Source organism: Streptomyces sp. NPDC005004 (assembly GCF_053600675.1).
On record NZ_JBSGAH010000003.1, the window covers coordinates 273,769 to 295,061 of the forward strand.

General features: G+C 72.7%; 15 protein-coding genes. 8 read left to right on the top strand and 7 right to left on the bottom strand.

The features are described from left to right. Positions 1-13 precede the first annotated feature (13 nt). The 3 genes from ccrA to ACWEEU_RS05630 all read right to left on the bottom strand — a co-directional run bounded on the left by ccrA (position 14) and on the right by ACWEEU_RS05630 (position 4,709). Positions 14-1,351: a crotonyl-CoA carboxylase/reductase gene (gene ccrA, locus ACWEEU_RS05620; RefSeq protein WP_385750872.1), complete on the bottom strand. Its 1,338-nt coding sequence runs from the start codon at positions 1,349-1,351 to the stop codon at positions 14-16. 441 nt (positions 1,352-1,792) lie between these two features. Continuing rightward, positions 1,793-2,638, bottom strand: coding sequence for a TetR family transcriptional regulator (locus ACWEEU_RS05625; RefSeq protein ID WP_451728808.1), 846 nt, complete (start codon positions 2,636-2,638; stop codon positions 1,793-1,795). 265 nt (positions 2,639-2,903) lie between these two features. Then, on the bottom strand, positions 2,904-4,709 hold the full coding sequence (locus tag ACWEEU_RS05630) for a 3-hydroxyacyl-CoA dehydrogenase family protein (protein ID WP_451728811.1): 1,806 nt from the start codon (positions 4,707-4,709) through the stop codon (positions 2,904-2,906). A gap of 397 nt (positions 4,710-5,106) precedes the next feature. On the opposite strand from ACWEEU_RS05630, the gene ACWEEU_RS05635 reads away from it, so the two are divergent. Then, a complete protein-coding gene (locus tag ACWEEU_RS05635) occupies positions 5,107-5,691 on the top strand; it encodes an adenylosuccinate lyase (RefSeq protein WP_451728814.1) in 585 nt (194 codons plus the stop codon). Positions 5,692-5,698: 7 nt separating this feature from the next. Here ACWEEU_RS05635 and ACWEEU_RS05640 read toward each other — a convergent pair whose 3' ends face one another. The 3 genes from ACWEEU_RS05640 to ACWEEU_RS05650 all read right to left on the bottom strand — a co-directional run bounded on the left by ACWEEU_RS05640 (position 5,699) and on the right by ACWEEU_RS05650 (position 9,045). Continuing rightward, positions 5,699-6,214, bottom strand: coding sequence for an N-acetyltransferase family protein (locus ACWEEU_RS05640; protein ID WP_451728817.1), 516 nt, complete (start codon positions 6,212-6,214; stop codon positions 5,699-5,701). A 68-nt stretch (positions 6,215-6,282) separates the two neighbouring features. Then, positions 6,283-7,851, bottom strand: a complete 1,569-nt coding sequence (locus ACWEEU_RS05645; protein ID WP_451728820.1) for an alpha/beta hydrolase — start codon at positions 7,849-7,851, stop codon at positions 6,283-6,285. A 147-nt stretch (positions 7,852-7,998) separates the two neighbouring features. Next, positions 7,999-9,045 carry an Rv2578c family radical SAM protein gene (locus ACWEEU_RS05650; RefSeq protein WP_385746481.1) on the bottom strand — a complete coding sequence of 349 codons (1,047 nt, stop codon included), beginning with the start codon at positions 9,043-9,045 and terminating at the stop codon, positions 7,999-8,001. A 168-nt stretch (positions 9,046-9,213) separates the two neighbouring features. Between ACWEEU_RS05650 and ACWEEU_RS05655 the strand changes: the two genes are divergently transcribed. The 4 genes from ACWEEU_RS05655 to ACWEEU_RS05670 all read left to right on the top strand — a co-directional run bounded on the left by ACWEEU_RS05655 (position 9,214) and on the right by ACWEEU_RS05670 (position 15,820). Continuing rightward, the gene (locus tag ACWEEU_RS05655; RefSeq protein WP_385746479.1) at positions 9,214-9,657 is read left to right on the top strand and encodes an SRPBCC family protein; all 444 of its coding nucleotides are present in this window, start codon (positions 9,214-9,216) and stop codon (positions 9,655-9,657) included. A 163-nt stretch (positions 9,658-9,820) separates the two neighbouring features. Further along, positions 9,821-12,247: an MFS transporter gene (locus ACWEEU_RS05660; protein ID WP_385746477.1), complete on the top strand. Its 2,427-nt coding sequence runs from the start codon at positions 9,821-9,823 to the stop codon at positions 12,245-12,247. A gap of 214 nt (positions 12,248-12,461) precedes the next feature. Continuing rightward, entirely contained in the window at positions 12,462-14,978 is a 2,517-nt protein-coding gene (locus tag ACWEEU_RS05665; RefSeq protein WP_451728824.1) for a SpoIIE family protein phosphatase, read from the top strand. Between the two features lie 122 nt (positions 14,979-15,100). Further along, entirely contained in the window at positions 15,101-15,820 is a 720-nt protein-coding gene (locus ACWEEU_RS05670; RefSeq protein ID WP_451728827.1) for a class I SAM-dependent methyltransferase, read from the top strand. A gap of 75 nt (positions 15,821-15,895) precedes the next feature. On the opposite strand, the gene ACWEEU_RS05675 is transcribed toward ACWEEU_RS05670, so the two are convergent. After that, complete coding sequence (locus ACWEEU_RS05675; protein ID WP_451728830.1) at positions 15,896-16,894, bottom strand: NAD-dependent epimerase/dehydratase family protein; 999 nt, start codon at positions 16,892-16,894, stop codon at positions 15,896-15,898. Positions 16,895-17,188: 294 nt separating this feature from the next. On the opposite strand from ACWEEU_RS05675, the gene ACWEEU_RS05680 reads away from it, so the two are divergent. Genes ACWEEU_RS05680 through ACWEEU_RS05690 form a run of 3 tightly spaced genes read left to right on the top strand, consistent with a single transcriptional unit; the run spans position 17,189 to position 21,288 of the window. Next, positions 17,189-18,022, top strand: coding sequence for a M55 family metallopeptidase (locus ACWEEU_RS05680; RefSeq protein ID WP_385746468.1), 834 nt, complete (start codon positions 17,189-17,191; stop codon positions 18,020-18,022). Continuing rightward, on the top strand, positions 18,015-19,319 hold the full coding sequence (locus ACWEEU_RS05685) for a M20/M25/M40 family metallo-hydrolase (protein ID WP_451728834.1): 1,305 nt from the start codon (positions 18,015-18,017) through the stop codon (positions 19,317-19,319). The genes ACWEEU_RS05680 and ACWEEU_RS05685 overlap by 8 nt, the downstream gene beginning before the upstream one ends. A 4-nt stretch (positions 19,320-19,323) precedes the next feature. Next, positions 19,324-21,288, top strand: a complete 1,965-nt coding sequence (locus tag ACWEEU_RS05690; protein ID WP_451728837.1) for an LpqB family beta-propeller domain-containing protein — start codon at positions 19,324-19,326, stop codon at positions 21,286-21,288. The last annotated feature ends 5 nt before the right edge of the window (positions 21,289-21,293 follow it).

Genomic DNA, 21,293 nt, shown 5'->3' on the forward strand with positions numbered 1-21,293 from the left:
GCCTCCGTTGCCGTCAGACGTTCCGGAAGCGGTTGATCGCGTCGATGTGCTTCGCGCGCAGCTCCTCGTCGCGCACGCCGAGCCCTTCCTCGGGGGCCAGGCACAGCACGCCGACCTTGCCCTGGTGCGCGTTGCGGTGCACGTCGTGGGCGGCCTGGCCGGTGTCCTCCAGGGAGTACACCTTGGACAGCGTGGGGTGGATCTTGCCCTTGGCGATCAGGCGGTTGGCCTCCCACGCCTCGCGGTAGTTGGCGAAGTGGGAGCCGATGATGCGCTTGAGCGACATCCACAGGTAGCGGTTGTCGTACTCGTGCATGTAGCCCGAGGTCGAGGCGCAGGTGGTGATGGTGCCGCCCTTGCGGGTGACGAAGACGGACGCGCCGAAGGTCTCGCGGCCGGGGTGCTCGAAGACGATGTCGATGTCCTCGCCGCCGGTCAGCTCGCGGATGCGCTTGCCGAAGCGCTTCCACTCCTTGGGGTCCTGGGTCCGCTCGTCCTTCCAGAACCTGTAGCCCTCGGCGTTGCGGTCGATGATCGCCTCGGCGCCCATCGAGCGGCAGATGTCCGCCTTCTGGTCGCTGGAGACGACACAGATCGGGTTGGCGCCGCCGGCGAGGGCGAACTGGGTGGCGTACGAGCCGAGTCCGCCGCTCGCGCCCCAGATCAGCACGTTGTCGCCCTGCTTCATCGCGGCGCCGTTGCGGGAGACGAGCTGGCGGTAGGCGGTGGAGTTGACCAGGCCGGGGGCGGCGGCCTCCTCCCAGCTCAGGTGGTCCGGCTTCGGCATGAGCTGGTTGGACTTGACGAGCGCGATCTCCGCCAGGCCGCCGAAGTTGGTCTCGAAGCCCCAGATGCGCTGCTCGGGGTCGAGCATCGTGTCGTTGTGGCCGTCGGAGGACTCCATCTCGACGGACAGACAGTGCGCGACGACCTCGTCACCGGGCTTCCAGGCGTTGACGCCGGGACCGGTGCGCAGGACGACGCCCGCGAGGTCGGAGCCGATGATGTGGTACGGCAGGTCGTGCCGCTTGGCCAGCTCGTTGGTGCGGCCGTAGCGCTCCAGGAACCCGAACGTGGACAGCGGCTCGAAGATCGAGGTCCACACGGAGTTGTAGTTGACGGAGGAGGCCATCACGGCCACCAGCGCCTCGCCCGGGCCGAGTTCCGGCACCGGGACGTCGTCCAGGTGGATCGACTTGCGGGGGTCCTTGTCGCGGGTCTCGAGGCCCGCGAACATCTCGGTCTCGTCCTTGTGCACGGTGATCGCGCGGTACGAGTCGGGGAGCGGAAGGGCGGCGAAGTCCTCGGACGTGGCGTCCTGCGACTGGATCGCGGCCAGGATGTCCTTCACGGTCACGGTAGTGCCTCCGGCGGTGAGTGCCCTGAGGGAAGGGCACTGGCGGTTCGTCGGTGGTGCGGGAGTGCTGCTGAGGGTGCGAGGGGTGGGCCGGGGTTCCGGCGGGGTGCTTCGGCAGCGCTGGGTGGCGCGGGAGGGTGCCTGTGACGCAGGCGTCCGGGCGCACAAGCCGAGTGGGGCTTGAGGGGACAGCCGACGCACGAAGGGACTCTGCGCGCCGGCCGCCCGGACACTCTCAACGTATGACACCGCGTGTCAGTCGGCAAGGCACTGAGTGCCAAAAATCGGACTCAAATGAAATCTTCACTTAACAAATGAGCGATGATCGATCGAACGGGGGTCCGAAAACCGGCGGAAACGGCCCTGGAGCAGCAATCCGGGCACGCGAAACGGCCACCCCGAGGGGTGGCCGTCGTCGCGAAGGGAGAGGCGGGCTCAGCGGGCCTTCAGTGCCTCCTCGATGGTCCGCATCACCTCGTCCAGCGGGGCGTCGGTGCGCGCGACCGTCACCAGGACCTCGCCCCGCGCCGAGACCGCGGCCGGCGCGGTGGCCGCTCCCGTGGCCGTACCGGACGACGCGCTCCGCCCGGCGCCGATGCCCGTGCCGAACGTCTTGCGGACGATCGCGAAGGCGTGGTCGAGCTGCGCCTCCACGTCGCCCTGGCCGTCGGCCCGCAGCCAGCGCCGGAGCACATGGTTGTGGGCGGTGACCACCGCGGACGCGGCGACCTCGGCGAGCAGCGGGTCGTCGTTGGCGTCGTCGGCGTGCGCGTGCTCGTCGAAGTGGCCGAGGAGATAGCGGGTGAACAGCCGCTCGTAGCGCGCCACGGAGGCGATCTCGGCCTCACGCAGCGTGGGCACCTCGCGCGTCAGCCGGTACCGGGCCACCGAGATCTCCGGCTGCGCCGCGTACATCTTCATGACTTCCTTGATGCCCCGGCACACCGTGTCGAGCGGATGCTCGTGCGCGGGCGCGGCGTTGAGCACCGCCTCCGCCCGCACCAGGGTGTCGTCGTGGTCCGGGAAGATCGCCTCCTCCTTGGAACGGAAGTGGCGGAAGAAGGTACGACGGGCGACCCCGGCCGCGGCCGCGATCTCGTCGACGGTGGTCGCCTCGTACCCCTTCGTCGCGAAGAGTTCCATCGCGGCGGCCGCCAGCTCCCGGCGCATCCTGAGCCGCTGGGCGGCGGCGCGGCCGCCCGCGGCACTCTCCGGAGCGTCGGGCGTGGCGGGTGTACGTGAGGACCTGGCGGGCTGGGACATGCCCCGAACGTACTGCATGGAGCCACTTTCACGCGCGGGTGCGGGCGTTGGAGCGGAGCCCTCGACGGGCGCCTGCGGGGAGGCCGGCGCGGAGCCGGCCGCCGGGGACCGGCCGTTGCCGCGCGAGGCGCGCCCGCCTCGGCCCGCCGGGCGGCCGCGCCTGCCCGGTGTGCGCCCGCCCCCGGCCGCCGGAGCGGCGGGCCGCCCGGCGGTGGGGGAGAACCCGCCGGGATCGAGCAGTCCGCCCCACTCCGGCTCCGCGCGGCCGCGGCCCCGTGCTCCGTCAGCGGCGGGCATACTCGCGGAAACCGCGGCCGGTCTTGCGGCCCAGGCAGCCCGCCGCCACCAGGTGTTCGAGCAGCGGGGCCGGGGCGAGACCCGGGTCGCGGAACTCGCGGTGCAGCACCTTCTCGATGGCCAGGGAGACGTCCAGTCCCACCACGTCCAGGAGTTCGAACGGGCCCATCGGGTAGCCGCCGCCGAGCTTCATCGCCGCGTCGATGTCGTCGAGGGTGGCGTAGTGCTCCTCGACCATCTTCACCGCGTTGTTGAGATACGGGAACAGCAGCGCGTTCACGATGAAACCGGCGCGGTCGCCGCAGTCCACCGGGTGCTTGCCGATCCGCGCGCAGACCTCGCGGACCGTCGCGTGGACGTCCTCGCCGGTCAGCACCGTGCGCACCACCTCGACCAGCTTCATCGCCGGGGCCGGGTTGAAGAAGTGCATCCCGATCACGTCCTGCGGGCGCGAGGTCGCGCGGGCACAGGCGACCACGGGCAGCGAGGACGTGGTGGTGGCCAGGACCGCGCCCGGCTTGCAGACCTTGTCCAGCGCCTGGAAGAGCTGCCGCTTGACGTCCAGGTCCTCCGCGATCGCCTCGACGGCCAGATCGACGTCCGCGAACGCCTCGTACGAACCCGCCGGGACGATCCGGTCCAGGATGCCGGTCGCCGCCTCCTCCGTCAGCCGGCCCTTGGCCACCGAGCGCGAAAGAGACTTGCCGATACGGGACTTGGCGGCCTCCGCCTTCTCCTCGGTGCGGGCCGCGAGGATCACGTCGTACCCCGCCTTGGCGAACACCTCCGCGATGCCCGAGGCCATCGTGCCCGACCCGGCGACACCCACGGAGCGCACCGTGCGGCCCTGCGCGCCGGTGCCGCCGGGGGCCGGGGTCAGGGCGTCGGGGACCACCTCGGCGCTGCCCGGCGCCGCGTAGGTGTAGAAACCGCGGCCCGCCTTGCGGCCGGTCAGGCCCGCCTCGCTGAGCTGCTTCAGGATGGGGGCGGGCGCGTGCAGCCGGTCGCGGGACTCGGCGTACATGGCGTCCAGGACGGTGCGCGCAGTGTCCACGCCGATCAGGTCGAGCAGCGCGAGCGGGCCCATCGGCAGACCGCAGCCGAGCCGCATCGCCGCGTCGATGTCCTCACGGGAGGCGTACCGCGCCTCGTACATCGCGGCGGCCTGGTTGAGGTAGCCGAACAGCAGACCGTCCGCGACGAACCCGGGCCGGTCGCCCACGGCGACGGGCTCCTTGCCCAGCTCCACCGCGAGGTCGGTCACGGCGGCCACCGCCTGCGGCGCGGTCAGCACCGAGGAGACCACCTCGACCAGCTTCATGGCGGGCGCCGGGTTGAAGAAGTGCAGTCCGAGCACGCGCTCGGGGCGGGCCGAACCGGCGGCCAGCCGGGTCACCGACAGGGCGTTGGTCCCGGTCGCCAGAATCGTCTCCGGGCGCACCACGGCGTCCAGTTCACGGAGGATCTGCTGCTTGATCTCGTACGACTCCGGCGCGACCTCGATCACGAGATCGGCACCGGCGACCGCCGCGAGATCCGTCGAGGTGCGCACCCGGGCGAGAACGCCGACGCGCTGCTCCTCGGACAGCCGGCCGCGCGCCACGGCACGGGCGGTCGACGCCTCCAGGACGGAGACGCACCGGGCGGCCTGCGCCGCGCTGATGTCGACGCCGATCACCTCACGGCCGGCCCGGGCGAGCACCTCGGCGATGCCGGTGCCCATGGTGCCGAGGCCGACCACGGCGACCGTACGCAGCGGGGAAGGGGAAGGGTGGGACAGGGGAGTGGCCATCACGGGACTCCAGAAAGGGTGACGACGAGGGAACGCGCCGGGTGCGCCGAGGAGCGCACGCCGGAGCCGAGTCGATGCGGATGTTCCGGTCGATGCGGGTGTTCCGGGCTGCGAGCGCACACGCCCGGTGCCGTCCTCGCGGGTCACGCACAGACCCGCGAGAAGGCGGTGTGCCGACCGGCCCTGTCCCGGAGCCGGGTCGTACCGCAGGTACCGAGGTACCTGACGTGTCGATCGCCCACGACGGCCGCGTCACCAGACCGCCGCAAGCGGAGTGCGAGTGGGTAACTCGCTCGTCTGAGCTTAACCAGTGAGTAACGAGCGCGCCAGACCTGCGCGAGGACGGGACTTTGTGATGTACCTCCCCAAGGGCGTGTGACGTGCCTAATCTGAATCCGTGGACGAAGAGTTGCGAGCGCTCACGCAGCGCTTACGGCAGGAGTCGCGCGGCGCGGCGGCCTGCGAACGCCTGCTGGACACCCAGGACCACGACGAGCTGGCACAGGTCCTCACCGCGCCCGGACAGCCCCTGTGGGCCCGGGAGTTGGCCGCCTTCCGGCTCGGCAGCGCCGGGGACCGCCGGGCCTTCGAGTCCCTGGTCCTGCTCCTCAACCACCGCGACCCGCCCCGCTGCGCCGCCGCCGCGGCCGCGCTCGCCCGCCTCGGAGACCCGCGCACCGCCCGCGCGGCCGCCGCCCTCGCCACCAACGAACTCCGCGTCGCCTACGCCCTCCACCCGGTACGGCTCCTGGTCCAACTGCGCGCCCCCGAGTCCGTGCCCGCGCTCATCACCACCCTGGAGCGCAGGCTGCGGCCGCACGATCCCTATCGGCGGGTGGCCCTCGCCTGCGTGGAAGGACTGGGGGAGCTGGCCGACCCGCGCGCCCGGCGGGTGCTGAACGAGGCCCTCGCACACCCGGTCCTCGCGGAGGCGGCGGTGGGGGCGCTGGCACGCATCCCCCGTCAAAGAAAGTCGAGTTGACGACACGTCACTTCACGTAGCGGACCTCGAAGACCTCTTCGCCGCCCGCCTCGAAGGACTGCTCGGTGCCGTCGGGACGGAAACCGGCGCGCTCGTAGAAGCGGCGGGCGCGGGAGTTGCCCGTCAACACCCAGAGATACAGGCGCGGATACGACCCGCACCGCTTCGTCACCTCGGTGAGCAGGGCGTGCCCGATCCCGCCGCCGAGGCGCTCCGGGTCCACGTAGAGCGCGTACAACTCGCCGTTACCCGCGGGTACTTCGCCTTCCCGCCCCGGCCCGTACGCCGCCCAGCCGAGCACCTCGCCGTCCCGCTCCGCCACCAGATGCACGCCGTCACCGCGCCCGAACCGGGCCCGGCGCACCTCGGCGTCCGCCTCGACGTCCAGCTTGTCCAGATAGGCGTCCGACACGATGCCCCGGTACGCCCGCTGCCAGCCGCGCACCCGGATCTCCGAGACGCGGTCGCAGTCGGTGAGCAGCATGGGGCGGACGCGGAGGGGGGAGTGCGCGGCGTGGGTCATGGCGGCACCCTAGGGAAGATCCCGGGGGCGCCGCGCGCGAATTCGGGTGCCGGTGGCCCGGCGGCGGGTCAGTGGCGGAAGCCCAGGAGTCCATGGAGCGTGGAGCCGCGGGCCACCGTCGCGGCACGCTTCGCGGTGCGCGGTTCGGGCTCCGGCTCCGGGGACCTCTCGCACGTGGCGTCGGCGACGCCCCGGCCGCGCGGGACCGTGCCGTCGGCCAGATAGTCCGCGAGGTACTTGTCCAGGCAGTCGTTGCCGCTCAGCGTGACACCGTGGTTGCCGCCGCCCTCCTCGACCACCAGGCTGGAGTGGGCCAGCAGCCGGTGCGCCATGACGCCCCCGGCGTACGGGGTCGCCGCGTCGCCCGTCGCCTGGAAGAGCAGCGCGGAGGACAGCTTGCCGTTGGCGACGTTCACCGGCTGCCGGGGACCGGCCGGCCAGAAGGCGCAGGGCGCGTTGTACCAGGTGTTGTTCCAGGTCATGAAGGGCGCCTTCGCGTGCGTCCGCCGGGCGTCCCGCTCCCAGCGCGACCAATTGCGGGGCCAGGCGGCGTCCCGGCACTGCACCGCCGTGTAGACGCTGTACCCGTTGTCGCCCGAGGGGTCCACCGCGGCCAGTTTCCCGTACGCCGCCACCAGCGGGCCGGTCTTCCCGTCGCGCGCGTAGGCGGAGAACGCCTCGGCCAGCGTGGGCCAGTAGCCGTCGTAGTAGCCGCCCGGCATGAAGGTGTCCTCCAGCTCGGAGGCGCCCACCTTGCCCCCGGCGGGCTTCTTCGCGAGGGCGGCGCGCATCGCGTACCACCTCGCCTCGACCCTCGCCGGGTCCGTGCCGAGCCGGTACACCGCGTTGTTCCTGGCGATCCAGGCCATCAGGGCGCGGTGGCGGTCGTCGAAGGCGACGTCCTGGGCGAGGTTGTCCTCGTACCAGACGCCGGTCGGGTCCACGATCGAGTCGAGGACCAGCCGATGCACCCGCTGGGGGAAGAGCTTGGCGTAGACCGCGCCGAGGTAGGTGCCGTACGAGTAGCCGAAGTAGCTGATGCGGGGTGCGTCGAGCGCCGCGCGGATCGCGTCCATGTCCCGCACCGTGTCCACCGTGTCGATGTACGGCAGCACGTCCGCGTGGGCGCGGGCGCAGGCGGTGGCGAAGGCGCGGGCCCGCTCCACGTTCTTCCGCTCCAGCGCGGGGGTGCTCGGCACGCTGCCGGGGCGCACCGGGGCGAAGTGGCCGGGCGCGCAGTCCAGGGCGGGGGTGCTCCTGCCGACGCCGCGCGGGTCGAAGCCGATCACGTCGTACTGGGCGGCGACCTTCTTCGGCAGCGAGGAGGCGACGAACCCGGCGAGCGAGAGACCGCTGCCGCCGGGACCGCCGGGGTTGACCAGCAGCGGACCCTGGGAGGTCTGCGCGGTGTGCGGGACGCGCGAGAGGGCGAGCGTGACCTGCGGTCCGGCCGGGCGGGTCCGGTCGAGGGGGACCTTCAGCGTGCCGCACTGGAGGGTGGGGGCCGCGCCGGTGCCGCAGTCCTTCCAGGTGATCCCCGCCGTGTCCCGGCCGGTGGCTGCCTGGGCGTGGGCGCTCGTGAGCGAGGTCGCCAGCACGGCGGTGGCCGCGCACAGCACGGCTGCGCGTGTTCTCAAGGAGTCCTCCCGGGTACGGCGTGCGGCGTGGACCGCGCCGGTCGCGGTCCACGCCGCATCGTCCCGGACCGAGCCCCCGTGCGAACGCGTCTTCGCCGGACTTGACCCGATCGGGTCGTGGGATGCGCTCGAACGCGCCGGGGTGGCCTACATCAGGGTGAGCTGGGTGGGCTCGGCGGCGGGCGGCTCCGTCGGCTGCCGATCCCGGCGTACGCCCCGTGTCGTGCTCGCCCGCGTCGGGCCGATGCCGTACTCGCGGGCCAGCTCGTGTACCTGGCGGGTGACACGGCGCTGGTACCAGGTGGGGGCGTAGGACCCGCGTCCGTACATGCGCTCGTAGCGGGAGACCAGATGGGGGTGGTGCCGGCCGAGCCAGGCCATGAACCACTCGCGGGCGCCGGGGCGCAGATGCAGTACCAGCGGGGTCACCGAGGTGGCGCCGGAGGCGGCGATCGACCGTACCGTGGCGCGCAGTTGCTCCGGTTCGTCGCTGAGGAAGGGGATGACCGGGGCCATCAGCACCCCGCAGCCGATGCCCCGCTCGGCGAGGGCGCGGACGACGTCCAGGCGCCGTTCGGGGGCGGGGGTGCCCGGCTCCACCGTGCGCCACAGCGTGGGGTCCGTGAAGCCGACCGAGACCGAGACGCCGACGTCGGTCACCTCGGCCGCGCGGGCCAGCCGGTCCAGATCGCGCAGGATCAGGGTGCCCTTGGTGAGGATGGAGAAGGGGTTCGCGTACTCGGTGAGGGCGTCGATGATGCCCGGCATGAGCCGGTAGCGGCCCTCGGCGCGCTGGTAGCAGTCCACGTTCGTGCCCATCGCCACGTGCTCGCCCTGCCAGGTGCGCGCGGCGAGCTGGCGGCGCAGCACCTCCGGGGCGTTGACCTTGACCACGATCTGGCTGTCGAAGCCGAGGCCGGTGTCGAGGTCCAGATAGCTGTGGGTCTTGCGCGCGAAGCAGTAGACGCACGCGTGCGAGCAGCCCCGATAGGGGTTCACCGTCCATTCGAACGGCATCCGCGAGGCGCCCGGCACCCGGTTCAGGATCGAACGGGCACGCACCTCGTGGAAGGTGATGCCCGCGAATTCCGGTGTGTCGAACGTCCGGGTCACCACGGCGCCCGCCTCGAACAGCGCGCCGTCGGGGGTCCGGCCGTGACCACCGGACTCGTCGGTCAGGTTCTCCCAGCGCATGACGCCTCCTCGGTAGCTCGAGACCCACAATAGAACATGTGTTCCCATAATCGGGCGAGCCGGAGCACACGCCCGCGCGCACCCGGTTCGCCGCCCCCGATTTGGGCGCCCGGCCCCCCGGGTGGTTGGCTTGGCCGAACCCCAGGAACCAGGTCGTGGAGGAAAGCGATGGCGCAGGTCGAGGCCACTACGGAACGGATCGTGGCGGCGGACGCCGAGACGGTGTTCGACGCGCTCGCGGACTACCGCGACAGCCGCCCCGGGCTGCTGCCCGAGCACTTCAGCGAGTACGAGGTGCGTGAGGGTGGCGACGGCGAGGGCACCCTCGTCCACTGGAAGCTCCAGGCCACCAGCAAGCGCGTGCGCGACTGCCTGATGGAGGTCAGCGAGCCCACCGACGGCGAACTGGTCGAGAAGGACCGCAACTCCACCATGGTCACCACCTGGCGGGTCACCCCGGCCGGCGAGGGCACGTCCCGTGTCGTCGTGACCACCACCTGGAAGGGCGCGGGCGGCATCGGCGGCTTCTTCGAGCGCACCTTCGCGCCCAAGGGCCTCGACCGGATCTACGGCGCGATCCTCGCCAATCTCGCCGCGCAGGTGGAGAAGTAGTCCTTCGCTCTCTCAACGTCCGTCCGGTGAAGGGGTGTTGTGCCCTTCACCGGTTCGGGTGACATCGGCACCGTTTGAGCTTTGGCCGTAACTCGCCGCACTTGTTCGCAGTTGTCCCTTGGCGCGGGAAATGTGCGAAAAGTGCGACGAGGGGAGCGGTCAGGTGGCCGGGACGACGCTGGTGCGGGACGAGCCGGACGAGGGGATCGCCGCGACGATCCCGATCCCGGTCCCGGCCGAACAGGCGGGCGCGGAACCGCCCGCCCCCGGGTCCGGCCTCGGCCTCGGGCCGCGCCGGGTACGGCTGGTCTTCCTCGGGCTGATGTGCGCGCTGCTCCTGGCCGCACTCGACCAGATGATCGTCGCCACCGCGCTGCCGAAGATCGTCGGTGAGCTGCACGGCCTGGACAGGATGTCCTGGGCGATCACCGCCTATCTGCTGACCTCCACCATCGGCCTGCCGCTCTACGGCAAGCTCGGGGACCTCTTCGGCCGCAAGGGCGTCTTCCTCTTCGCCATCGTGGTCTTCGTCATCGGCTCCGCGCTCGCCGGACGCGCGCAGAGCATGGACCAGATGATCGCCTTCCGCGCCGTTCAGGGCATCGGCGCGGGCGGCCTCATGATCGGCGTGCAGGCGATCATCGCGGACATCGTGCCGCCCCGGCAGCGCGGCCGCTACATGGGGCTGATCGGCGCCGTGTTCGGTCTCGCCTCTGTCGCCGGACCCCTGCTCGGCGGCTACTTCACCGACCACCTCTCCTGGCGCTGGTGCTTCTACATCAACGTCCCCTTCGGTCTGGTGACCCTCTGCGTCGTCGCCCTCGTCCTGAAGCTGCCCCGCCCGCGCGTGCGCGCCCGCCTCGACGTGCCCGGTGCCCTGCTGCTGGCCGCCGCCTCGACGTGCCTGGTGCTGCTGACCAGTTGGGGCGGCACCGAGTACGCCTGGGGCTCCCGCCAGATCCTCGGGCTCGGCGCGGGCGCCCTCGTCTCGATCGCGCTCTTCCTCGTCGCCGAGCGCTTCGCCGCCGAACCCCTCATCCCGCTCAGGCTGTTCAGGGACTCCGTCTTCAACGTCTCCGGACTCGTCGGTCTGGTGATCGGCGTCGCCCTCTTCGGCGCGGCCAGCTATCTGCCGACCTTCCTGCAGATGGTCGACGGCGCCAGCGCCACCGAGTCCGGGCTGCTGATGCTGCCCATGATGGCCGGGATCGTCGGCGCCTCCATCATCGGCGGCCAGCTCATCAGCCGCACCGGCCGCTACCGGCTCTACCCGCTGCTCGGCAGCGCGCTGGCCGCGCTCGGCATGTGGCTGCTCTCGCTGCTCGAAGTGGACACCTCCCGGCTGGCGTACAGCATCTGGATGGCCGTCCTCGGCACCGGCATCGGCCTGGTCATGCCCGTCCTCGTCCTCGCCGTGCAGAACTCCGTGCGCCCGGCCGACCTGGGCACCGCCACCAGCGCCAACAACTACTTCCGGCAGATCGGCGGCAGCGTCGGCGCCGCGATCTTCGGCACGCTCTTCGCGGGACGGCTCACCGACGCGCTGCGCGAGGACCTCCCGCCGGGCGCCGGGGCCAGGCTGCCGGACGCGCAGTCCATCACCCCACAGCTCGTCCACGCGCTGCCCCCGGGCCTGCGCGACGCCTACATCCGTGCCTACGCCGACGCGATGCCCCGGATCTTCCTCTATCTGGTCCCGGTGCTCGTCCTCGGTCTCGTCATCGCCTTCTTTCTCAAGGAGAAACCACTGGTGTCCCACAACGCCCCCACCGCCGAGCCGGAGACCTCCCCCATCAACTCCGGCGTGCCGCACGCCCGTTCGCCGTACGCGGCCGGAATTCCCGTGTGCGGCACGGTGCAGCACCCCGACGGCACCGTGGTGCCGCGCGCGGCGCTCACCCTGATCGACGTCGCCGGACAGCAGATCGGCCGGGGCGCGAGCGGCGACGACGGTCGCTACGCGCTCGCCACCCCGGGCGCGGGTTCGTACGTCCTCATCGCCGCCGCCGGAGGCCATCAGCCCCAGGCCGTGTCCGTCACCGTCGGCGAACGGCCCGTCGAACTCGACGTCGTGCTCGGCGGCGCCGGGCGCCTCGCCGGAAGCGTGGTCACCGCCGACGGCAGCCCCGTGCGTGACGCCATCGTCACCCTCACCAACGTCCACGGCGAGGTCGTCGCCACGACCCGCAGCGGGCGCGAGGGCGGCTACGTCATCACCGAACTCGTCGCGGGGGAGTACACCCTCGCCGCGAGCGCCCCCGCCTTCCGCCCCGCCGCGCTGCCGGTCTCCGTCCAGGCCGCGCGCGAGACCCGGCAGGACGTCGAACTCGCGGGCGGCGCCGTCCTCAAGGGCACCGTCCGGGCGACCGGCGGACGCGCCGTGGAGGACGCGCGGGTGACGCTGCTCGACGCCGCCGGGAACGTGGTCGACACGCTCACCACCGGCGCCGACGGAACCTTCCGGTTCGTGGACCTGTCCTCCGGGGAGTACACGGTGATCGCGGCGGGGTATCCGCCGGTGGCCACCGTGCTTCAGGTGGCGGGTGGCGGACGTACCGAGCGGGATCTTCAGCTGGGGCACGAGGACTGAGGGCCGGGGGCTGCCGCCGGGGCGGGACGGCGTGCGCACCCGGCCAGGGCGGGAGCGCACGCCGGGAGCGCGCCGGGGGCGCGGTCGGCGGGCCGGTCCGGGGCGGGGCGACCAATTCCAGGAATCTCCCCACATCGCGACCGGCCGCCCCCGTACGGTAGTGGCGGGCGGCACAGATCGTTTGCGGACAGCCGTGGGAGAAAGGGCCTGGGTCATGGACCGTGGCAGCGAACGGGACACACCTCCCGGCCGCGGCGCCGATGACACCGCGCCCGGCCGTATCCCGCTGGCCGTGGTGGTCGTCGACCGCGCCGGACTCGTCTCCCACTGGAGCAGCGGGGCGCGCAGACTGTTCGGGCCGGCCCGCGAGGAGGCCGTCGGCCGTCCGGCGGCCGATCTGCTGCCGGTCGCGGGCGCGCTGCCGGACGACCTGCCGGGCGCGGCACCGGCCGGAGACGGCACCCACGACGCGCACGCCGACGAGGTCCACGCCGGGCTCGGACCCGATCTGGAGGTCCTGCTCGAAGACGGGACGGGATATCCGAAGTCGGGGTGGGCGCGGCTGACACCCGCTTCCGCGCAGGGGGCGGGCTCCTCGACGGGTGAGGTAGATCCCGCCGGGGGAGAGACGCCCGGCGCCGAGCGGATCGACGTGCTCTGGTGGGCCTACCCGCTGATCGGACCCGGTCCCTCCCGGCTGCTGGTGCTCGCCGCCGACGCCACCAGGCTGCGCGCCGAGCGCGGCCGGGAGGACGGGCCCACCGAGCGCGTCGCGCCCGGCTTCGCCCGCCACACCGAACTCCCCGACCCCGACGGGCTGGCCCGCCGGCTGCCCGAGATCCTGCCCGGCATGGGCCCGGGGCTCAGCGCCCGCATCGTCTCCCAGGTGCTCGAACTCGGCTACCCCGTCCTGGAGTTCAGCCAGTCCGACCGGGTGCCGGTCACCCCGTACTGGGGCGTGCCGCGCAGGGCGGGCCGGGTGCGCCTCGACAGCGTTGTCCCCCGGCGGCCCAGCGCCCCCGTGATCCCCGTCGGCGCCGAGCACGACCTGGAGTACGCGGCCGTCCGCGAGCGCCTGGAGTTCCTCAACGAGGTCAGCTCGGCCATCGGCACCTCCCTCGACCTCGGCGCCACCATCCGCGAGGTCACCAGCGCCGCCGTGCCCCGCTTCGCGGACTTCGCCGGCACGCATCTGCGCGCCGCCGTGCTCGCGGGCGAGGGCTTCCCGGACGGCCCGCCCGACGCCACCACCGACATGCACCGCGTCTGGGTCGAGCACAACGACGAACCCGGCCGCTGGGACGACACCGTGCCGGTCGGCGAGTCCTTCGCCTTCCCCGAACACACCCCGTTCTACCAGTGCATGGTGACCGGCGAGCCGGTGCTCGTCCCGAGGGTCACCGACGAGCTGTCCGAGCGCATCTCCGGCGAGTTCGAGAAGCGCGACCTCCGGCCGCTCATCGGCGGCCGCTCCCTGCTCATCGTCCCGCTCAAGGCGCGCAACGTCGTCCTCGGTTTCATGGTGCTGATGCGCCGCCCGGACCGGCCCGCCTTCGACGACATGGACCGCACCACCGGCGCCGAACTCGCCGCCCGCGCAGGGCTCGTGCTCGACAACGCGCGCATGTACACCTACCAGGAGAACGTCGCCGACACCCTCCAGGACAGCATGTTGCCGCAGGTCACCCCGCGCATGGCCGGGTGTGACGTGGCCACCCGCTATCTCCCGGGCACCCGGCTCGGGCGGATCGGCGGCGACTGGTTCGACACCATCAAGCTGCCCGGCTCCCGCACCGCCCTCGTCGTGGGTGACGTGATGGGACACGGCCTCAACTCGGCCGCGATGATGGGCCAGTTGCGCACCGCCGTCCAGACCATGGCGGCGATGGCCATCCCGCCCGCCCAACTGCTGCGCAACCTGGACGACTTGGCCCGGCGCCTCGGCGAGAACTACCTCGCCACCTGTCTCTACGCCGTCTACGACCCGATCCGCGGCGAACTCCAGCTGGCCAACGCCGGACACATCCCGCCCGTCCTGGTTCGCGCCGAGGACGGCGGCAGCACCCTGCTCGACCTGCCCACCGGCGCGCCCATCGGCGTGGGCGGGGTGCCCTTCGAGGCCGACGTGATCAAGGTGGCGCCCGGCGACCGGCTGGTGCTGTGCACCGACGGCCTGGTCGAGGTGCGCGGCACCGACATCGGGGAGGGTCTCGCCGCGCTCTGCGAGTCCGCCGCGCACCCCGCCGCCTCGATGGACGCCGCCTGCGACACCATCATCCGCGCCCTCAACACCCGGGGCGGCCGCAAGGACGACGTGGCCCTGCTGATGGCCCGGCTCAACGGCATCCCCGACGACCACGTGGCCGAGTGGCGGTTGGAGGCGAACCCGCGCGAGGTGGCCCGCGCCCGGCGGCTGGTCGCCGACCGGCTGGTGGAGTGGGGGCTGCCGGAGGCCGTCGAGACCGCCCGGCTGCTGGTCAGCGAGGTCGTCACCAACGCCGTACGGCACGGCGGGGACGGCTCGGTCGGGCTGCGGGTGGTGCGCACCGACGTGTTGCTCTTCGAAGTCACCGATGCGGAACCGGAGTTGCCGCGACTGCTCGCCGCCGGGCCTGAGGACGAGGAGGGCCGGGGACTGCGTGTGGTCAGCCGGCTGGCCCGGGAGTGGGGCGCGAGCGGCAGCGGGCACCGGAAGACGGTGTGGTTCGAGCAGGGGCTGAACAGGCTTTGAGGAGCGGGTGGTTGACGGGTGGAGAACCGGTAGCCCATCCCGTAAAGGTGCCCTCCGGCCCCTTGCCCGGTTGAGGGCGGACGCGATATCCCGGGCACGCCGACGAACTTGGGGAGATCGCGATGAACGTGTCCGAGAACTACCGTTCCAATTGGGAGAGTTACTGGGCAGAGACGCCCGGCGAAGGTGGTTCCGCGATCTGGGACGCCGACCCGTCCCTCTCCGCCGGACCGCACAGCGAACTCCTGCTGCCGCACGCCGACTCCGGCCGCGTCATCGTGGACCTCGGCTGCGGCAACGGCACCCAGACCCGCTATCTCGCCACCCGGTTCGCCCGAGCCGTGGGCGTCGACCTCTCGCACGCCGCCGTCGAACACGCCCGCCGTGCCGCCAAGGACGACGCGGTGGAGTTCGAGCAGCTCGATCTCACGGACGCCGAGGCGGTGCGGGATCTGCACGCCCGGCTCGGCGACAGCAACGTCTACATGCGGGCCGTCATCCACCAGAGCGAGCCGGAGGCGCGGCCCGCCGTCGCCGCCGCCGTGGCCGAGCTGATCGGCAGCGCGGGGCGGGCCTTCGTGGTCGAGCTGACGTCGGAGTCGCGTGACGTGCTCCAGCGGGCGGCCGGCGGTCCGGAGGGGGCGCCGCCCAAGCTGCGCCGCGTCTTCCACCACCGCCTCAAGCCCGCCGACGCGCCGGACGAGGAGATCCCGCGGCTGCTCGGGGAGGCGGGGCTGGACATCCTGGCCACGGGGGAGACGGTCCTGCCGCAGACGGAGCACTTCCCGGACGGGACGCGGATCGACCTGCCCGCCCGGTGGTTCGTGCTGGCGGGGCGGTAGGACCGGCGGGGCCGGTGCGGCCGTGCGGACGGCGGCCGCACCGGCCCGGCGCCCTCGTGGCCGGAGTGCGCGAGGTCAGGCGAGTCCTCCGCCCAGTTTCTCCAGCAGTTCGCTCTCGCGCTCCGCGCTGAGCCCCGCGCGCCTGGGGCGGTCCAGGCCCTGTTCGCGTTCCCAGGCCAGCGTGTCGAGCAACAGCTCCGCGCGGTCGCGGTGACGCAGACCGGTGGCGTGGGCCGCCTTGCCGCTGCGGGTGGACCAGCCGTCGTGGCCGGGACTGGCCAGCCAGAGGGCCAGGGAGTCGGGGCCCATGTACTCGGCGACGCCGTTCGCGAGGAGCCAGTCCGAGCCGGCGGGCACCAAGGGGCCGACGTGACCGGCGGCGGTGCGCGAGAGCCGCAGCCACTCGGTGAAGGGGACGACGGGACCGACGGCGTTGTACGTGCCGGTGACGCCCGACTCGGCGGAGTCGAGAAGCCAGGCGACGAGGTCCCGTACGTCGATCACCTGGGTCGCCATGGCCGGGGTGTCGGGGACGAGAATCGGACCCTGCGGATCGCGGGCGGCGCGGGCCGCCCAGTAGCCGGAGCGTCCGCTGTGGTCGCCGGGGCCGCCGATCAGACCGGCGCGGGCGATGAGGAGACGGTCGCCCACGACGGCCGTCGACGCCTGCTCGCAGGCGACCTTCGCCTCGCCGTACGACGCGCGGTCCGCCTCGGCTCCCTCGGCCGGCGGCAGGAGGGGCGCGGACTCGTCCGCGTCCGGTACGTCGTGGGAGGCGTAGGCGCTGACGGAGGAGACGTACGTCCAGTGCCTGGCCCTGCCGCCCAGCGCGGCGAGCGCCTCCCGGACGAAGCCCGGCTGCCAGGAGACCTCGACCACCTCGTCCCACTCGCGGTCCGACAGCGCTTCGTACGCAGCCGGTTCGCTCCGGTCGGCGACCACCAGCTCCGCGCCCTCCGCGACGTCGCCGCTCTCGCCGCGCGCGAGACAGGTCACCCGATGCCCCCGCTCGATCGCCTGCCGCGACAACTCCCGGCCCACCCACGCCGTCCCGCCCAGCACCAAGATGTCCATACCGACAGCCAACCAGCCTGGGCGGCGCACGCCCAGCCGGGTTCGCCGACAGCGGAGCGCTGGGCGCGCCCTCCATGTGCGGAGCGCACATGTACCCGCCGTACATGGCAGCCGCGGACGGAGCGGGGGTCCCAGCCCCGTCTCACCCCGTGATCGATTCCCCGCATACACTCGCGCTGCTCTCCGGCCTCACCCGCCACGCTCGTGTGTTGCCGTCGCTCGGCGTGGTCGTTGTCGACAATGGGGGCAGAAGGGTGTGGTGGGCGTGGTGAGCGGGAGAGGGTGGAGCTGCGGGTGAAGATCCTCATCAGTGCGGACATGGAGGGGGCGACGGGTGTCACCTGGCCGGGGGACGTGTTGCCGGGGACGCCGCAGTGGGAGCGGTGCAGAGGGTTGTTCACGTCGGACGTGAACGCGGCGGCGGTGGGCTTCTTCGAGGGGGGTGCCGACGAGGTCCTCGTGAACGAGGCCCACTGGTCCATGCGGAACCTCCTGCTGGAGGACCTGGACGAGCGGGTCGAGATGCTCACCGGGCGGCACAAGTCGCTGTCCATGGTGGAGGGCGTGCAGCACGGGGACGTGGACGGGATCGCGTTCGTCGGGTACCACGCGGGAGCGGGGATGGAAGGCGTCCTCGCCCACACCTACCTCGCCAACCAGATCACCGGCGTCTGGCTGAACGACGTCCGCGCGAGCGAGGGGCTGCTGAACGCGCACGTCGCGGCCGAGTACGGCGTGCCCGTCGTGCTCGTCACCGGCGACGACCTGGCCTGCGAGGACGCGCTCGGTTACGCGCCCGAGGCGCTGAAGGTCGCCGTCAAGGACCATGTGTCGCGGTATGCGGCCGTGTGCCGGACGCCGAGCCGTACCGCCGCCGACATCCGTGCCGCCGCCCACGAGGCCGCACGGCTCGCGGTCCGTCAGGAGCCGCGGAACACCGGCCCGTACACCGTCGCCGTCGAGTTCGACGCCGAGCACCTGGCGATGGCCGTCACCGTCGTCCCCGGGGTCACGCGGATCGGCGAGCGGAAGGTGGCGTACACCGCCGACACCATGTACGAGGGCATTCGCACGTTCAAGGCGGTCACCACGATCGCCTCGTCCGCCGTGGAGGAGCAGTATGGCTGACCAGCAAGCCCTGGACGAGGTCGTCGAGTTCACCTCGGACCTCATCCGGATCGACACCACCAACCGGGGTGGCGGTGACTGCCGGGAGCGGCCTGCCGCCGAGTACGCCGCCGAGCGGCTCGCCGGAGCCGGTCTGGAGCCGGTGCTGCTGGAGCGGACGCCCGGGCGGGCCAACGTGGTCGCCCGGATCGCGGGCACCGACCCGGACGCCGACGCGCTCCTGCTCCACGGCCACCTCGACGTGGTGCCGGCCCAGGCCGCCGACTGGAGCGTGGACCCGTTCTCGGGCGAGGTCCGCGACGGCGTGGTGTGGGGGCGCGGCGCCGTCGACATGAAGAACATGGACGCGATGATCCTGTCGGTCGTGCGCTCCTGGGCCCGCGAGGGCGTACGGCCGCGCCGCGACATCGTGATCGCGTTCACCGCCGACGAGGAGGACAGCGCCGTCGACGGCGCCGGGTTCCTCGCCGACAGGCACCCGGACCTGTTCGAGGGCTGTACGGAGGCCGTCGGGGAGTCGGGTGCCTACACCTTCCACGACGGCACCGGGCGCGAGATCTACCCCGTCGCGGCGGGGGAGCGCGGAACCGGCTGGCTGCGGCTCACCGCGCGCGGCCGGGCCGGGCACGGCTCCAAGGTGAACCGGGAGAACGCGGTCACCCGCGTCGCCGCCGCCGTCACCCGCATCGGCGAGTACGAGTGGCCGCTGAGGATCACCCCGACCGTCCGCGCCGCGCTCGCCGAACTCGCCGCGCTCTACGGCCTGGAGGACGACCCGGACGACGCCGACCTGCTGCTCTCCAAGCTGGGGCCGGCCGCCAAGCTGGTCGAGGCGACCGTCCGCAACAGCTCCAACCCGACCATGCTGGACGCCGGTTACAAGGTCAACGTCATCCCCGGCGAGGCGACCGCCCACGTCGACGGGCGCTTCCTCCCCGGCACCGAGGAGGAGTTCCGCGCCACCCTCAACCGGCTCACCGGTCCCGACGTGGACTGGGACTTCGTCCACCACGGCGTCGCCCTCCAGGCACCGGTGGACGCGCCGATCTTCGCCGGAATGCGGTCCGCCGTCGAGGAGTTCGCGCCCGGCGCGCACGTCGTGCCGTACTGCATGTCCGGCGGCACCGACGCCAAGCAGTTCTCCCGGCTCGGCATCAAGGGCTACGGCTTCGCCCCGCTGCGACTGCCCGAGGACTTCGACTACCAGGCGCTCTTCCACGGCGTGGACGAGCGGGTGCCCGTGGACGCGCTGCACTTCGGCGTCCGCGTACTGGACCGCTTCCTGCGGACCGCCTGAACGGATGGGGGAGGACATGAGCGAGCAGACGTACGGCAGTTGGCCCTCGCCCGTCGACGCGGCCCTGGCCGCCGCGCACGACGGGCACCCGGAGTGGGCCGGATTCGTCGGTGACGAGGTGTGGTGGACCGAACCCCGGCCCGCCGAGGGAGGCCGCCGCACGCTCGTCAGGCGCGGGGCGGACGGCATCGAGGAGACGGTGCTGCCCGCGCCCTGGAACGTGCGCAACCGCGTCATCGAGTACGGCGGCCGCCCGTGGGACGCCGTACCCCAGGCCGGCCAACCCCTGCTCGTCTTCACCCACTTCGCCGACCAGCGGCTCTACATCCGTGAACCCGGCGCCGAGCCCCGCCCGTTGACCCCGCACTCCCCGGTCGGCGGCGGACTGCGCTGGGCAGAGCCGCGCATCGACCTCGCCCGGGGCGAAGTCTGGTGCGTCCTGGAGGAGTTCACCGGCGAGGGGCCGGGTGACCTGCGCCGCGTCCTGGCCGCCGTGCCGCTGGACGGCTCCGCCGCCGAGGACCGTACGGCCGTGTGCGAACTCGTCCCGGAACGGCACCGGTTCGTCACCGGACCGCGACTGTCGCCGGACGGGCGGCGGGCAGCGTGGCTCGGCTGGGACCACCCCCGGATGCCGTGGGAGGGCACCGAACTGCTCGTCGCCGAGGTCGGGGACGGCGGCACCCTGGGCGAGCCCGTCGTCGTCGCGGGCGGACCCGAGGAGTCCGTGACCCAGGCGGAGTGGTCCGCCGACGGGCGGCTGCTGTACGTCAGCGACCGCGACGGCTGGTGGAACCTCTACCGGGACGGCACAGCGCTGTGCCCGCGCGCCGAGGAGTTCGGCGGCCCGCTGTGGAAGCTGGGCCTGCGCTGGTTCGCGCCGCTGGACAGCGGACTCATCGCGGTCCTGCACGGGCGCGGTGCCGCCCGGCTCGGGATACTCGACCCCGAGTCCGGCGAGGTGGCCGACGCCGCCGGACCCTGGACCGAGTACGCCCCGACCCTGGCCGCGCACGGCGCCCGCGTCGTCGCGGTCGGCGCCGGTCCGCACCGCGGGTACGAGGTCGTCGAGCTGGACACGGTCACCGGACGCGCCCGCGCCGTCGGCGCCCGCCACCGGGACCCCGTGGACCCCGCCTACTACCCCGACCCGCAGGTCCGCGTCTTCCCCGGACCCGGCGGCCGCGAGGTGCACGCCCACGTGTATCCGCCGCACCACCCCGAACTCACATCCCCGCAAGGCGAGTTGCCGCCGTACGTGATCTGGGCGCACGGGGGTCCCACCAGCCGGGTGCCGCTCGTGCTCGACCTCGCCATCGCCTACTTCACCTCGCGCGGCATCGGGGTCGCCGAGGTCAACTACGGCGGCTCCACGGGCTATGGCCGCGCCTACCGCGAGCGGCTGCGCGAGCAGTGGGGCGTGGTCGACGTCGAGGACTGCGCCGCCGTCGCCCTCGGCCTCGCCGACGAGGGCACCGCCGACCGGAACCGGCTCGCCATCCGGGGCGGCAGCGCGGGCGGCTGGACCGCCGCCGCCTCCCTGACCGGCACCGACGTCTACGCCTGCGGCACGATCAGCTACCCCATTCTCGACCTCACCACCTGGGGCCCCGGCGACACCCACGACTTCGAGTCGCGCTACCTGGAGTCGCTGGTCGGGCCGCTCCAGGAGGTGCCCGAGCGGTACGCCGAGCGCTCGCCCGTCACCCACGCCGACCGGCTCACCGTGCCGTTCCTGCTGCTCCAGGGCCTGGACGACGTGATCTGCCCGCCCGTCCAGTGCGAGCACCTCCTCGCCAGGCTCGCGGGCCGGGGTGTCCCGCACGCCTACCTCACCTTCGAGGGCGAGGGCCACGGCTTCCGGCGCGCCGACACCCTCGTCCGCGCCCTGGAGGCCGAACTCTCCCTGTACGCCCAGGTGTTCGGACTGGACGTGACGGACGTGCCGAAGCTGGAGCTGGACGCATGAGAGAG

What these genes read in the sequence shown, in the direction of transcription:
- ACWEEU_RS05625 (WP_451728808.1), bottom strand. Translation starts at nt 2,638, where the DNA reads ATGCAGTACGTTCGGGGCATGTCCCAGCCCGCCAGGTCCTCACGTACA.
- ACWEEU_RS05630 (WP_451728811.1), bottom strand. Translation starts at nt 4,709, where the DNA reads ATGGCCACTCCCCTGTCCCACCCTTCCCCTTCCCCGCTGCGTACGGTC.
- ACWEEU_RS05640 (WP_451728817.1), bottom strand. Translation starts at nt 6,214, where the DNA reads ATGACCCACGCCGCGCACTCCCCCCTCCGCGTCCGCCCCATGCTGCTC.
- ACWEEU_RS05650 (WP_385746481.1), bottom strand. Translation starts at nt 9,045, where the DNA reads ATGCGCTGGGAGAACCTGACCGACGAGTCCGGTGGTCACGGCCGGACC.
- ACWEEU_RS05655 (WP_385746479.1), top strand. Translation starts at nt 9,214, where the DNA reads ATGGCGCAGGTCGAGGCCACTACGGAACGGATCGTGGCGGCGGACGCC.
- ACWEEU_RS05665 (WP_451728824.1), top strand. Translation starts at nt 12,462, where the DNA reads ATGGACCGTGGCAGCGAACGGGACACACCTCCCGGCCGCGGCGCCGAT.
- ACWEEU_RS05670 (WP_451728827.1), top strand. Translation starts at nt 15,101, where the DNA reads ATGAACGTGTCCGAGAACTACCGTTCCAATTGGGAGAGTTACTGGGCA.
- ACWEEU_RS05675 (WP_451728830.1), bottom strand. Translation starts at nt 16,894, where the DNA reads ATGGACATCTTGGTGCTGGGCGGGACGGCGTGGGTGGGCCGGGAGTTG.
- ACWEEU_RS05685 (WP_451728834.1), top strand. Translation starts at nt 18,015, where the DNA reads ATGGCTGACCAGCAAGCCCTGGACGAGGTCGTCGAGTTCACCTCGGAC.
- ACWEEU_RS05690 (WP_451728837.1), top strand. Translation starts at nt 19,324, where the DNA reads ATGGGGGAGGACATGAGCGAGCAGACGTACGGCAGTTGGCCCTCGCCC.